The organism is Rhizobium sp. 268 (assembly GCF_036571585.1).
Lineage (GTDB): Bacteria > Pseudomonadota > Alphaproteobacteria > Rhizobiales > Rhizobiaceae > Rhizobium > Rhizobium redzepovicii.
The window spans coordinates 19,771-32,422 of record NZ_JAPPSO010000006.1; the positions used below are offsets into that span (position 1 = coordinate 19,771).

General features: G+C 61.3%; 11 protein-coding genes. 9 read left to right on the forward strand and 2 right to left on the reverse strand.

Features of this window, described 5'->3' with window-relative positions:
- Window positions 1-98 precede the first annotated feature (98 nt).
- Entirely contained in the window at window positions 99-1,709 is a 1,611-nt protein-coding gene (locus OS035_RS13135) for a phosphoenolpyruvate carboxykinase (protein ID WP_097625120.1), read from the reverse strand.
- A 104-nt stretch (window positions 1,710-1,813) separates the two neighbouring features.
- Window positions 1,814-1,957: a hypothetical protein gene (locus OS035_RS13140; protein ID WP_165503893.1), complete on the reverse strand. Its 144-nt coding sequence runs from the start codon at window positions 1,955-1,957 to the stop codon at window positions 1,814-1,816.
- 89 nt (window positions 1,958-2,046) lie between these two features.
- Between OS035_RS13140 and OS035_RS13145 the strand changes: the two genes are divergently transcribed.
- From OS035_RS13145 to OS035_RS13185, 9 genes are all read left to right on the forward strand, one after another.
- Window positions 2,047-2,781 (forward strand): response regulator transcription factor, encoded by a 735-nt coding sequence (locus OS035_RS13145; protein WP_003589490.1) that lies wholly within the window; start codon window positions 2,047-2,049, stop codon window positions 2,779-2,781.
- Window positions 2,782-2,860: 79 nt separating this feature from the next.
- Window positions 2,861-4,651, forward strand: coding sequence for a sensor histidine kinase (locus OS035_RS13150; protein WP_003589491.1), 1,791 nt, complete (start codon window positions 2,861-2,863; stop codon window positions 4,649-4,651).
- Complete coding sequence (locus tag OS035_RS13155) at window positions 4,648-5,097, forward strand: HPr kinase/phosphorylase (protein WP_183778544.1); 450 nt, start codon at window positions 4,648-4,650, stop codon at window positions 5,095-5,097. Before OS035_RS13150 ends, OS035_RS13155 begins: the two co-directional genes overlap by 4 nt.
- Window positions 5,098-5,247: 150 nt before the next feature.
- Window positions 5,248-5,649, forward strand: coding sequence for a PTS sugar transporter subunit IIA (locus tag OS035_RS13160; protein ID WP_003544139.1), 402 nt, complete (start codon window positions 5,248-5,250; stop codon window positions 5,647-5,649).
- Between the two features lie 9 nt (window positions 5,650-5,658).
- Window positions 5,659-5,934, forward strand: a complete 276-nt coding sequence (locus OS035_RS13165; protein ID WP_012559412.1) for an HPr family phosphocarrier protein — start codon at window positions 5,659-5,661, stop codon at window positions 5,932-5,934.
- Window positions 5,935-6,207: 273 nt separating this feature from the next.
- Window positions 6,208-7,608: an adenosylhomocysteinase gene (ahcY, locus tag OS035_RS13170; RefSeq protein ID WP_097625118.1), complete on the forward strand. Its 1,401-nt coding sequence runs from the start codon at window positions 6,208-6,210 to the stop codon at window positions 7,606-7,608.
- A gap of 203 nt (window positions 7,609-7,811) precedes the next feature.
- Entirely contained in the window at window positions 7,812-10,397 is a 2,586-nt protein-coding gene (locus OS035_RS13175) for a PAS domain-containing sensor histidine kinase (protein WP_131710937.1), read from the forward strand.
- Complete coding sequence (tsaE, locus tag OS035_RS13180) at window positions 10,394-11,905, forward strand: tRNA (adenosine(37)-N6)-threonylcarbamoyltransferase complex ATPase subunit type 1 TsaE (protein ID WP_183778542.1); 1,512 nt, start codon at window positions 10,394-10,396, stop codon at window positions 11,903-11,905. The genes OS035_RS13175 and tsaE overlap by 4 nt, the downstream gene beginning before the upstream one ends.
- A gap of 13 nt (window positions 11,906-11,918) precedes the next feature.
- Window positions 11,919-12,650, forward strand: a complete 732-nt coding sequence (locus OS035_RS13185; protein ID WP_097625115.1) for a nucleotidyltransferase family protein — start codon at window positions 11,919-11,921, stop codon at window positions 12,648-12,650.
- The last annotated feature ends 2 nt before the right edge of the window (window positions 12,651-12,652 follow it).

The following is a 12,652-nucleotide window of genomic DNA, read 5'->3' on the forward strand; positions in this document are numbered from 1 at the left end:
TATCTCACATCGGCAGCCAGTTGAAAATATCGGCCGTCAACCGAAAAACCCGGCAATCCTGCGATGCCGGGTTTCACGTGAGTTAAAGATTATTCGTTTTATTCAGCCGCAACCTTCACGCCCGGGGCCGCGTCGCGGACGCCGCCATCGACGTGACCTTCGAATTTGGCGAAGTTGGCGATAAACATCGAGACCAGCTTTTCGGCCTGCGCGTCATAGGCTGCCTTGTCGGCCCAGGTCGAGCGCGGGTCGAGAATGCTGCTGTCGACGCCGTTGACGGAGACCGGCACGGCGAAGCCGAAATTGGAATCCGCACGGAATTCGACTTGGCCGAGTTCGCCGGTCAGGGCGGCGGCGAGCAGCGCGCGTGTCGCCTTGATCGGCATGCGCTTGCCGGTGCCGTAGGCGCCGCCGGTCCAGCCGGTGTTCACCAGCCAGCATTCGACGCCGTGGCGGCTGATCAGTTCCTTGAGCAGATTACCGTATTCGGCCGGATGGCGCGGCATGAACGGAGCGCCGAAGCAGGTGGAGAAGGTCGCTTCCGGCTCGACGACACCCTTTTCGGTGCCGGCCACCTTGGCGGTGTAGCCGGAGAGGAAGTGATACATCGCCTGGTCGGGCGTCAGCCGCGCGATCGGCGGCATGACGCCGAAGGCATCGGCGGTCAGCATGATGATCGTCTTCGGATGCCCGGCCCGGCCGGTTTCCGAAGCGTTGGGGATGAAATCCATCGGATAAGCGCAGCGGGTGTTCTCAGTCAGCGAGCCGTCATCGAAATTCGGCTCGCGGCGCTCGTTCAGCACGACGTTTTCAAGAACGGTGCCAAAGCGCTGGGTCGTCGCGTAGATTTCCGGCTCGGCTTCGGCCGACAGACGGATGGTCTTGGCGTAGCAGCCGCCTTCGAAATTGAAGATGCCGTTTTCGCTCCAGCCGTGTTCGTCATCGCCGATCAGCGTGCGGGCCGGGTCGGCTGACAGCGTCGTCTTGCCGGTGCCGGAAAGGCCGAAGAACACCGCTGCGTCACCATTCGGGCCGACATTGGCCGAGCAGTGCATCGGCATTACTCCCTTGGCGGGCAGCAGGTAGTTGAGGACGGTGAAGACCGACTTTTTCATTTCACCGGCATAGGAGGTGCCGCCGATGAGGACGAGACCGTTGGTCAAGTCGCAGGCGATCACCGTTTCCGAACGGCAGCCGTGGCGGGCCGGATCGGCCTTGAAGCTCGGCAGATCGATGATCGTCAGCTTCGGCGCAAAGCTCGGCAGTGCTGCGGCGTCGGGGCGAATCAGCAGATTGCGGATGAACAGCGAATGCCAGGCAAATTCGGTGACGACGCGGGTCGGCAAAGCATGGCCTTCCTCGGCACCGCCGATGAGATCCTGAACGAACAGGTCCTTGCCCGCGGCATGCGCCAGCATATCCGCGCGCAGCAGCGCGAAATGTTCCGGCGAGAGCGGCTTGTTGTTGTCCCACCAGATTTCGCCATCGGTATTGCTGTCGCGAACGACGAACTTGTCACGCGGCGAACGGCCGGTGTGCTGGCCGGTGATAGCCCGCAGCGCCCCCTGAGCGGTCAGTTCGGCTTCGCCCCGGCGGATCGATTCTTCATAGAGCGCGGCGGCGGAAAAGTTGTAGCGAACGCTGGCTGCGCCGCCCAATCCAACCGTTGCCAGCTCTGTTGCCGGGTTATGAACTCCGAACATTTCCATGGCTAGTTCCCTTCGCTCAGGCTCGTTGCCGTTAAAACTAATCGCGAAAATACGGGTAGAATTTTTAAAACACAAGAGACACAACTTGAAAAAATATAGTAATATCAATTATTTAATCGATTTAAATTTAATGCCATAATTTTAAATCGTTTTAAATTGGCGCGTTGAAACATTTTACCGCACCACTCACGATTGCCTTCGAATTCCACGACAATCTTTCCCTTTATCTTTGCCACAATTTGTTCCACCTTTATCCTCCATAAGCGCATCCGGTCACTGAGACCGCCTGGGGAGAGCAAATCCGGGAGATTGCGCACTGATGACGGAGACGAACACCATGCCGACAATCGCGCTCGTTGATGACGACCGCAACATCCTCACCTCGGTGTCGATCGCACTGGAGGCCGAAGGATATAAGGTCGAGACCTACACGGACGGTGCTTCGGCCCTCGACGGCCTGCTGGCGCGCCCGCCGCAGCTGGCGATCTTCGACATCAAGATGCCGCGCATGGACGGCATGGAATTGCTGCGCCGTCTGCGGCAAAAGTCGGATATTCCCGTCATCTTCCTCACCTCCAAGGATGAGGAGATCGATGAGCTGTTCGGCCTGAAGATGGGCGCCGACGATTTCATCACCAAGCCTTTTTCGCAGCGCCTGCTGGTCGAGCGCGTCCGCGCCGTGCTGCGCCGCGCCTCGAGCCGTGAAGCCGCAGCCGCCGGCGCCAGCCCTGTCGGCGCGCCGAAGAACGGCGCCGTGCAGCAGGCCCGCTCGCTGGAGCGCGGGCAGTTGGTCATGGATCAGGAGCGCCATACCTGCACCTGGAAGGGTGAGGCCGTGACGCTGACGGTCACCGAATTCCTGATCCTGCATTCGCTGGCGCAGCGCCCCGGCGTCGTCAAAAGCCGCGACGCGCTGATGGACGCAGCCTATGACGAACAGGTCTATGTCGACGACCGGACCATCGACAGCCACATCAAGCGGCTGCGCAAGAAATTCAAGATGGTCGACACCGACTTTGATATGATTGAAACACTCTACGGAGTGGGATACCGCTTCCGCGAAGCAGCCTGAGCCCAAACGGCGCAGCGCGAGACATTGTTGAGGGCTGCGGGCCGGTTTATCCGGCCTCGCCCTTCGAAAGGGCCAGTCGTTGGCACAGTTGGTGCAGGAAAGGGATCTCGACGATGCGGAGGGCGTGAGCACCCGTCGCGTCCGGGGCCGCCGTTGGTCGCATCCCTTCACGCTGATCCGCCGCATCTTCGGCAATGCCGTATTTTCGAGCCTGACGCGGCGCATCGTCTTCTTCAATCTCGTCGCACTGCTGGTGCTCGTCGGCGGTATCCTCTACCTCAACCAGTTTCGCGAGGGACTGATCGACGCCCGCGCCGAGAGCCTTTTGACGCAAGGCGAGATCATCGCCGGCGCCATTTCGGCCTCCGCATCGGTCGATACCAACTCGATCACCATCGATCCGCAGAAGCTGCTCGAGCTGCAGGCCGGCCAGAGCATCACCCCGGTGCCGAACGACGAAGACCTCGAATTCCCCATCGATCCCGAGAAGGTCGCGCCGGTTCTGCGCCGGCTGATATCTCCGACGCGCACGCGCGCCCGCATCTTCGATGCCGATGCAAATCTCCTGCTGGATTCCCGCCATCTTTATTCGCGCGGCCAGGTGCTGCGCTTCGACCTGCCGCCGGTCGAAGAGGAGAAGCAGACCTGGAGCGAATGGTTTGCCACCCTGTTCAACAAGGCGCTACAGCCCGGCAACCTACCGCTCTATAAGGAAGCGCCGGGCGGCGACGGCTCGATCTATCCCGAGGTGATGAACGCGCTAACCGGCGTGCGCGGCGCCGTCGTGCGCACGACCGAAAAAGGCGAGCTCATCGTTTCGGTCGCCGTGCCGATCCAGCGTTTCCGCGCCGTGCTCGGGGTGCTGCTGCTGTCGACGCAGGCAGGCGACATCGACAATATCGTGCATGCCGAGCGGCTTGCCATCATGCGCGTCTTCGGCGTCGCGACGCTCGTCAACGTGTTGCTTTCGCTGGTGCTCTCGTCGACGATCGCCAATCCGCTGCGCCGCCTTTCGGCCGCCGCCATCCGGGTGCGCCGCGGGGCAAAGACACGTGAGCAGATTCCCGACTTCTCCGCCCGCCAGGATGAAATCGGCAATCTTTCCATTGCATTGCGCGAAATGACGACGGCACTCTACGACCGGATCGATGCGATCGAGAGTTTCGCCGCCGATGTCAGCCACGAACTCAAGAATCCGCTGACGTCGCTGCGCAGCGCCGTCGAAACGCTGCCGCTTGCCCGATCCGACGATTCCAAGAAACGGCTGATGGACGTCATCCAGCACGATGTCCGCCGCCTCGACCGGCTGATCAGCGATATCTCCGACGCCTCGCGCCTCGATGCCGAGCTTGCCCGTGTCGATGCCGGTTCCGTCGACATGGAGGTGCTGCTGCGCGACCTCATCGAGGTTTCGCGCCAGGTCAGGAGCACCAAGAAGCAGGTGGAGATCGAATATGCGATCGACCGCAAGCCGAACGTCAAGACCCGCTTCGTCGTTACCGGCCACGACCTGCGCATCGGCCAGATCATCGCCAACCTGATCGAGAACGCCCGCTCCTTCGTGCCGGAGAAGGGTGGCAAGATTACCGTGCGGCTGGTGCGGACACGGTCGCGCTGCGTCACCACGATCGAAGACAACGGGCCTGGCATCCAGGCAGAAAATATCGACCGCATCTTCGAGCGCTTCTATACCGACCGGCCGGAATCGGAAGGCTTCGGGCAGAATTCGGGGCTCGGCCTGTCGATCAGCCGCCAGATCGCCGAGGCCCATGGCGGTTCGCTGAGAGCGGAGAACATCACCGATGCCGAAGGCGGACAGGTGCTCGGTGCCCGCTTTATCCTCGCTTTACCCGTCGATGCCGCCGCATGACGGCGCTCCAGAACATTCATGCGACGGCGATCGTCGTTGGCAGGACGGGGCTCTTGTTCAGCGGTCCCTCCGGCTGGGGAAAATCGATGCTTGCCTTCACCTGCATGACCGAGGCGCGCCGGCTCGGGCTGTTTACGGCATTGGTCGCCGACGACCAGGTTCTTCTCTCCGAAGAGACCGGCAGCGTGGTGGCCACATGCCCGCCATCGATCGCCGGGCTGATCGAGCTTCGCGGCACCGGCATCGTCCGACAGGAGCATGTGCCCCAGGCGGCGATGCATTATGCCGTGCTTCCGGGCAGCGCGTCCGGCGAAAACCGCGTGCCGCCGGAGGGTGAAATCGTCAGCCTCGCGCCCGGCCTTTCGCTTCCCGCATTGCGGCTGCTCACAGGCGTCGCTTCACCGCTGGCAATGTTGATGGCGAAAGCGCCCGATATCGGACATTGAAGCCTTCCGGATTGATCAATCTGCCTTATATATTCGCATTTTTATCTTGCACTTCGGCTTTTCATGGCCAAGATGTGCCCCCACCGGTGGACGTAATTGCTGCATTGCGATATTGGGGCCACCGTTCGCGTATATGGGAGCAGTAATATCATGATCGGACTTGTGCTTGTCACTCATGGCAAGCTGGCTGAAGAGTTTCGTCATGCTGTCGAGCACGTCGTCGGTCCTCAGAAATTCATCGAGACGGTCTGTATCGGCCCCGAAGACGACATGGATCAAAGACGGCAGGACATTCTGGAAGCTGTATCCGGTGCCGATGACGGCCATGGCGTCGTCATTCTGACCGACATGTTCGGCGGAACGCCGTCCAATCTCGCCATTTCAGTCATGAGCAGCGGCCATACCGAAGTCATTGCCGGCGTCAACCTGCCGATGCTGATCAAGCTCGCCGGCGTGCGTGGCGAGAACAACATGGAGAAGGCGCTGGTGGAGGCTTCCGAAGCCGGGCGGAAATATATCAATGTCGCGAGCCGCGTGCTCAGCGGAAAATAACGGCCCTTCATGACATCGCTCTCCCGGGAACTCCTCATCATCAACAAACGCGGCCTTCACGCACGCGCCTCCGCCAAATTCGTGCAGATGGTCGAGACCTTCGATGCCGCCATCACCGTTTCCAAGGACGGAATGACGGTCGGCGGCACCTCGATCATGGGCCTGATGATGCTGGCGGCAAGCCCCGGATCGAGCGTCGTCGTCTCGGCAAGCGGCAGCCAGGCCGCGGAAGCGCTCGAGGCCCTGGACCAACTGATCCAGAACCGGTTCGGCGAAGAGATGTGAGCTTTCCGAGCTCATATAAACATATAAAGACTTCTTTATATCCTTATTGCCTTCCCACCCGAAGCCTGCTAAACGGCGGATATGCCGTGCGCTAACGCATGTTGCATCGAACTTGCTTCATGCGACACGCTTCAGCTCTCTTTTTTGTGCATGTCGTCATCCCGGAACCGCTGCGCATCTCCGGGTGACCTGCATCAGGACGCGGCCCATCCATCGCGCGGTCATCTTCGCGCTTGCGCCAATTTTGAGACGTTTTTCAGCCTGGAGGCCTCTATGAGCACTGAAAAAGATTATGTCGTCGCCGATATCGGGCTTGCGGATTTCGGCCGCAAGGAAATTACCATCGCCGAAACCGAAATGCCGGGGCTGATGTCCTGCCGCACCGAATTCGGCGACGCAAAGCCGCTGAAGGGCGCGCGCATCACCGGCTCGCTGCATATGACCATCCAGACGGCCGTGCTCATCGAAACGCTGGTGGCGCTTGGCGCCGAAGTTCGCTGGGCCTCGTGCAACATCTTCTCGACGCAGGATCACGCCGCTGCCGCAATCGCCGCTGCCGGCGTTCCTGTTTTCGCCATCAAGGGCGAGTCGCTTGAAGATTACTGGGTCTATACCGACAAGATCTTCCAGTGGGCCGATGGCGGCCTTTCCAACATGATCCTCGATGACGGCGGCGACGCCACCATGTACATCCTGCTCGGCGCCCGCGCCGAAGCTGGCGAAGACGTGCTGTCGCATCCGCATTCCGAGGAGGAGGAAATCCTCTTCGCACAGATCAAGAAGCGCCTCGCCGCTTCGCCTGGCTGGTTCACCAAGCAGCGCGACGCGATCAAGGGCGTCACCGAGGAAACAACGACCGGCGTCAATCGCCTCTACCAGCTCAGCCAGAAGGGCCTGCTGCCCTTCCCGGCGATCAACGTCAACGACTCGGTCACCAAGTCGAAGTTCGACAACAAGTACGGCTGCAAGGAATCGCTGGTCGACGGCATCCGCCGCGGCACCGACGTGATGATGGCCGGCAAGGTTGCCGTCGTCTGCGGCTACGGCGATGTCGGCAAGGGTTCTGCCGCTTCGCTCTCCGGCGCCGGCGCCCGCGTCAAGGTAACCGAAGCCGATCCGATCTGCGCCCTGCAGGCCGCCATGGACGGTTATGAAGTCGTGCTGCTCGAGGACGTCGTTTCCTCGGCCGATATCTTCATCACTACCACCGGCAACAAAGACGTCATCCGCATCGACCACATGCGTCAGATGAAGGACATGGCGATCGTCGGCAATATCGGCCACTTCGACAACGAAATCGAAGTCGCCGCGCTGCGCAATCTCAAGTGGACCAACGTCAAGCCGCAGGTCGACCTGATCGAATTCCCCAAGGGCAACCGCATCATCCTTCTTTCCGAAGGCCGCCTGCTCAACCTCGGCAACGCCACCGGCCATCCGTCCTTCGTGATGTCGGCCTCCTTCACCAACCAGACGCTGGCGCAGATCGAGCTCTTCACCAAGCCCGATCAATATTCGAACCAGGTCTATATCCTGCCGAAGCATCTCGATGAAAAGGTCGCACGCCTGCATCTCGACAAGCTCGGCGTGAAGCTGACGGAGCTTTCCGAAGAGCAGGCTGCCTATATCGGCGTCTCGCCGAAGGGCCCGTTCAAGTCCGACCACTACAGATATTGATCTGATCGTTAATATCCACAAGATGTAGAAGCCGCGGCATTGACAAATGCCGCGGCTTATTTTTTGGGCGCTCTCTTCCCGCCGATTCCCATCCGAAGTATTGTTTTAAGACTTGATTCGTGGCGCCGGACCCCGTCCGGCCGCTCCGGAAATGGGATGTCTTGTCGTAATGCGGCACATTGAAGGACGGAGACATACCGCGGATGTCGGAACTGAAACACAGCCTGCCGGGTCAGGCGGATGATGGCGTTCGCGCCGGTCGCCGCCCGCTCATGGCGGGCCAAGAACAGCAATATGCAACGGCACACGAGGCCGCAAAGCAAGAGCATGGATCATTGGCGCGCTTTCTGAAAGCCTGCGCGGCTGGCACGGCGCTTGCCGCGCTGGCGCGGCCAGTTCTGGCCCAGACGGAGCAGCAAGCGGCGGCCGCGGCTCACCTTTTCACATCCTCGCAGGTCGTCGGCGTTTCCGTCGTCATCGGCGTCATATCGGCAGCACTGCTTTCGACATTGTGGCTGGTGCGCCAGCGCGGCAATCTGGAAAGCGAGAGCCGGGAAATCCGCTCGGCGCTGTCCGATGCCCAGCAGCGCATTTCGCAATACCAGGCGCTGATCGCCGACAAGAACCGGCGGATCGTCATCTGGGACGGCAATGCCCGTCCCGAACTGCTCGGCCAGCTTCCGCCCGAGACCGGTGCCCCGCAGGACGGCGAATTCCTGGCCTTCGGACTCTGGCTGAAGTCCCGCTCGGCCGCCGATCTGGAAAAGGCGATCGACCGGCTGCGCGATGGGGCACAGAGCTTCGACATGGTGGTCGAAACCATCCGCGATGAAATTCTTGAAGCACAGGGCCGGGTTTCCGGCGGCCGCGCCTTCGTCCGTTTTGTGGCGCTCAACAATCTGCGCGCCGAGCTTGCGGAGCTCAGGATCGAGCGCGACCGGCTGATGACCTCGATCTCGGCCTTCCAGACCATGCTCGACGCGATCGACATGCCGGCTTGGCAGCGCGATCCCGCCGGCCGCCTCACCTGGGTCAACCAGGCTTATGGCGAGGCCGTCGAAGCGCGCTCGCCGCAGCAGGCGATCAATGAAGGCCGCGAGATGCTGACGACCGTGGCGCGCGAACGCATTCGCGCGACGGTGACGCCGGAATCGCCCTTCCACGACACGATCTCGACGGTGGTGCACGGCAACCGCACCTTCTTCGACGTCGTCGACGTCAGGCTTCCCGGCGGCTCGGCCGGCATCGCAATCGATGTGTCCGACATCGAGGCGGTGCGCGCCGAGCTGGAACGGACGCTGAAGAGCCATGCCGAAACGCTCGACCATCTCGCCACGCCGGTCGCGATCTTCGACGGCGACCGCCGGCTGCAATTCTACAACCAGGCCTTCGTCGCACTCTGGGAGCTGGATATCGCCTTCCTGGAAGGCCGGCCGGACAATAGCGAGCTGCTCGAGCGGCTGCGGGCAGCCAAGAAGCTGCCGGACCAGCTCAACTGGAAGAGCTGGAAGGAAGCAGCCCTTTCCGTCTACCGCGCGCTCGACACGCAATCCGATCTCTGGCACCTGCCGAACGGGCAGACATTGCGCGTCTTTGCGACCGCCCATCCGCAGGGCGGCGCCACCTGGGTGTTCGAAAATCTGACCGAGCAGGTCGATCTCGAAACGCGCTACAACACGCTGGTCAAGGTGCAGGGCGAAACGATCGACCATCTTTCCGAAGGTGTGGCGGTGTTCGGCCCGGATGGACGCATCCGCCTGTCGAACCCGGCTTTCCGCGCACTCTGGGGGATCACCGAAACCGAAGCCAAGCCCGGCACCCATATCCGCGCGTTGGGCGAGGCCTGTGCGCCGTCCTATGACCGGCCGGACGGCTGGAAGACCTTCGCCGAGCTGATCACCAGCTTCGACGACGAACGCCGCTCGGGCCAAGGAACGCTGGAACTGTTCTCCGGCCTGGTGCTCGACTATGCGGTCATCCCGCTGCCGAATGCCCAGACCATGCTGACTTTCGTCAACATGACGGACAGCGTACGGGCCGAACGGGCGCTGACCGAGAAGAACGAAGCGCTGCGCAAGGCCGACGAGCTGAAGAACGACTTCGTCCAGCACGTCTCCTACGAGCTGCGCTCGCCGCTGACGAATATCATCGGCTTCACCGACCTGCTGCGGACGCAGGGCGTCGGGCCGCTGAACGAACGGCAGGCCGAATATATCGACCATATCTCGACCTCGTCCTCGGTTCTTTTGACGCTCGTCAACGACATTCTCGACCTCGCGACCGTCGATGCCGGCATCATGCGGCTCAACTATGCGGATATCGATCTCAACGACCTGCTCGACGACGTCTCGATGCAGATCGCCGATCGCCTGCATGAAAGCGGCGTCGCGCTCGAAATCACCGCGCCGGCCTATCTCGGTTCGATCGTCGCCGACCCGCAACGGCTGAAGCAGATCCTTTTGAAGCTGCTTTCCAACGCGGCGAATTTCTCTCCCGAGGGCACCTCGATCTCGCTGGAATGCCATCGCGAAGGCACGGATTTCGTTTTCGCCGTCAGCGATCGCGGCCCCGGCATCTCACCCGATATGATCGCCACCGTCTTCGACCGCTTTGCGACCGGAGCGAAAAGCGGCAAACGCGGCGGTGCCGGCCTCGGCCTCTCGATCGTCGACAGCTTTGTCAGCCTGCATCATGGCGACGTGACGATCGACAGCGAGCCGGGCAAGGGCACGACCGTCGTCTGCCGCATTCCCTCGGTCGATATCCCGCATTCCGCTGCCGCCGAATGACGACCGGCGATACGATCTCGGTTTTTCTGAAGGACGAAGCGGCAACGATCCGCTTCGGCGACGATCTGGCGCTCGCCCTGAAAGCCGGCGATTGCCTGGCTCTTTCCGGCGATCTCGGCGCGGGCAAATCCTCACTCGCCCGTGCGATCCTGCGCGCCATGGCCGATGACGAGGGGCTCGAAGTCCCAAGCCCGACCTTTACGCTGGTGCAATCCTACGATCTGCGCATTCCGGTTTCGCACTTCGATCTCTACCGGCTCGGCGATCCGGCCGAACTGACGGAGCTCGGATTCGACGAGGCCCTGGAGAACGGCATCTGTCTCGTCGAATGGCCCGAGATGGCTGAGGGCGAACTGCCGGCCGATCGCATCGCACTAAGGCTGGACCAGGACGGCAGCGGCCGCCGGGCAACGATCAAAGCCGCAGAGCCGCAGGCCTCACGCATCCGCAGGGTCCTGGCGATCCGTGCCTTCCTCGACGAAGCCGGCTTTCCCACTGTCAAACGCCGCTTCCTGACCGGCGATGCTTCGCTGCGCGCCTATGAGGCGATCTATCCGGACGCTGCCCCGCGAATAATACTGATGGATTGGCGCCCGCATCCCGAGGGACCGCCTGTCCATGACGGCAAGTCCTATCCCAAGGTCGCGCATCTGGCACAAAACGCCTATCCTTTCGTTGCGATTGCCGATGCCTTGCGCGAGCGCGGTTTTGCAACGCCGGAGATTTATCAGGTCGATTATGAGCAGGGTATCCTGCTGATCGAGGATCTCGGCACCGAAGGCGTGCTCGATGACGACGGGCAGCCGATCGCCGAACGTTACCGGCAAAGCGTCGCCTGCCTTGCCCATCTTCATTCCATGCAGATCCCTCAGAATATCCCGGTGTCTGCAACGCACACGCATCACATTCCGGACTTCGACCGCACGGCAATGAAGATGGAAGTGCAGCTTGTGCTCGATTGGCATATTGCCTGGAAGCGCGGCACACCTCCCACCGATATCGAACGGGCGGAGTATCTGGCGATCTGGGACGCGCTCATCGACGAGCTCGCGACAGCCGAGAAGAACCTGCTGCTGCGCGACTTCCACTCGCCGAACATCATCTGGCGCGATGAGAAAAGCGGTATTGGCAAAATCGGCATCATCGACTTTCAGGATGCGATGATCGGCCCGACCGCCTATGACCTGGCTTCCATCGTCCAAGATGCGCGGGTCACGATCAAACCGGCGCTCTTCCGGCAGCTGATGGATGATTATCTCGCCCTTCGCCGTGCCCAAGGCGGCTTTGACGAAGCCGAATTCATGAAGGTCTGGGCGATCATGTCTGCGCAGCGCAATTGCAAGCTCGCCGGTCTTTGGGTGCGGCTGTTGCAGCGCGACGGGAAGCCCGGCTATCTCAAGCATATGCCGCGAACGCTCGCCTATCTCCAGGTCGCATTCGAGCACGAAGCGCTTGCCCCCTTGCGTGATTGGTGCGCAAGGGCTGGAATAGGCCAAAGCGAATCATAAGTTCCGGATCAGGATGACAATCAGACAAGCCATGGTACTGGCCGCGGGTCTTGGAACCCGTATGCGCCCGATCACCGACACGATCCCGAAGCCGCTGGTGAAAATCGACGGCAAGCCGATGATCGACTATGCGCTGGATTCGCTGGTTGCGGCTGGCGTCGAACGGGCCGTCGTTAACGTTCACCACTTTGCCGGCCAGATGCTCGACCATCTCGAGGCCTATCGCGGCCTAGACATCATCATCTCAGACGAGCGGGAAGCACTGATGAATTCCGGCGGCGGGCTGGCGAAGGGTTTGAACCTGCTCGATCGCGAGAACGTTTTCGTCATGAATGCCGATCTCTTCTGGATCGGCGAACAGCTCGGGCGACCGACGAACTTGCAGCGCTTAGCCGGATTCTTCGATGCCGAACGCATGGACATGGCGCTTCTCTGTGTGAGGATCGAGGATACGACGGGTCACAACGGCAAGAACGATTTCGGCATGGCGGCCGACGGCCGGCTGGCGCGGTATCGCGACGATCCGTCCAATCCCGTCGTCTATGCCGGCGCGATCGTCATGAACCCGTCGCTGCTCGACGATGCGCCAAAGGATGCCTTCAATCTCAATATTTATTTCGACAAGGCGATCGCGCGCGGGCGGCTTTTCGGCATGCTGCTCGAGGGCCACTGGCTGACGGTGGGAACGCCGGAGGCAATCGGCGAGGCGGAGGAAACGATCCGACGGCTGCGGGCGTTCGCGTGAGA

Bases quoted from the DNA above. Each gene is read 5' to 3' on its own strand.
- OS035_RS13175 (WP_131710937.1), top strand. From the start codon at position 7,812: ATGTCGGAACTGAAACACAGCCTGCCGGGTCAGGCGGATGATGGCGTT.
- OS035_RS13135 (WP_097625120.1), bottom strand. From the start codon at position 1,709: ATGGAAATGTTCGGAGTTCATAACCCGGCAACAGAGCTGGCAACGGTT.
- OS035_RS13185 (WP_097625115.1), top strand. From the start codon at position 11,919: ATGACAATCAGACAAGCCATGGTACTGGCCGCGGGTCTTGGAACCCGT.
- OS035_RS13155 (WP_183778544.1), top strand. From the start codon at position 4,648: ATGACGGCGCTCCAGAACATTCATGCGACGGCGATCGTCGTTGGCAGG.
- OS035_RS13145 (WP_003589490.1), top strand. From the start codon at position 2,047: ATGCCGACAATCGCGCTCGTTGATGACGACCGCAACATCCTCACCTCG.
- ahcY (WP_097625118.1), top strand. From the start codon at position 6,208: ATGAGCACTGAAAAAGATTATGTCGTCGCCGATATCGGGCTTGCGGAT.
- OS035_RS13165 (WP_012559412.1), top strand. From the start codon at position 5,659: ATGACATCGCTCTCCCGGGAACTCCTCATCATCAACAAACGCGGCCTT.
- tsaE (WP_183778542.1), top strand. From the start codon at position 10,394: ATGACGACCGGCGATACGATCTCGGTTTTTCTGAAGGACGAAGCGGCA.
- OS035_RS13160 (WP_003544139.1), top strand. From the start codon at position 5,248: ATGATCGGACTTGTGCTTGTCACTCATGGCAAGCTGGCTGAAGAGTTT.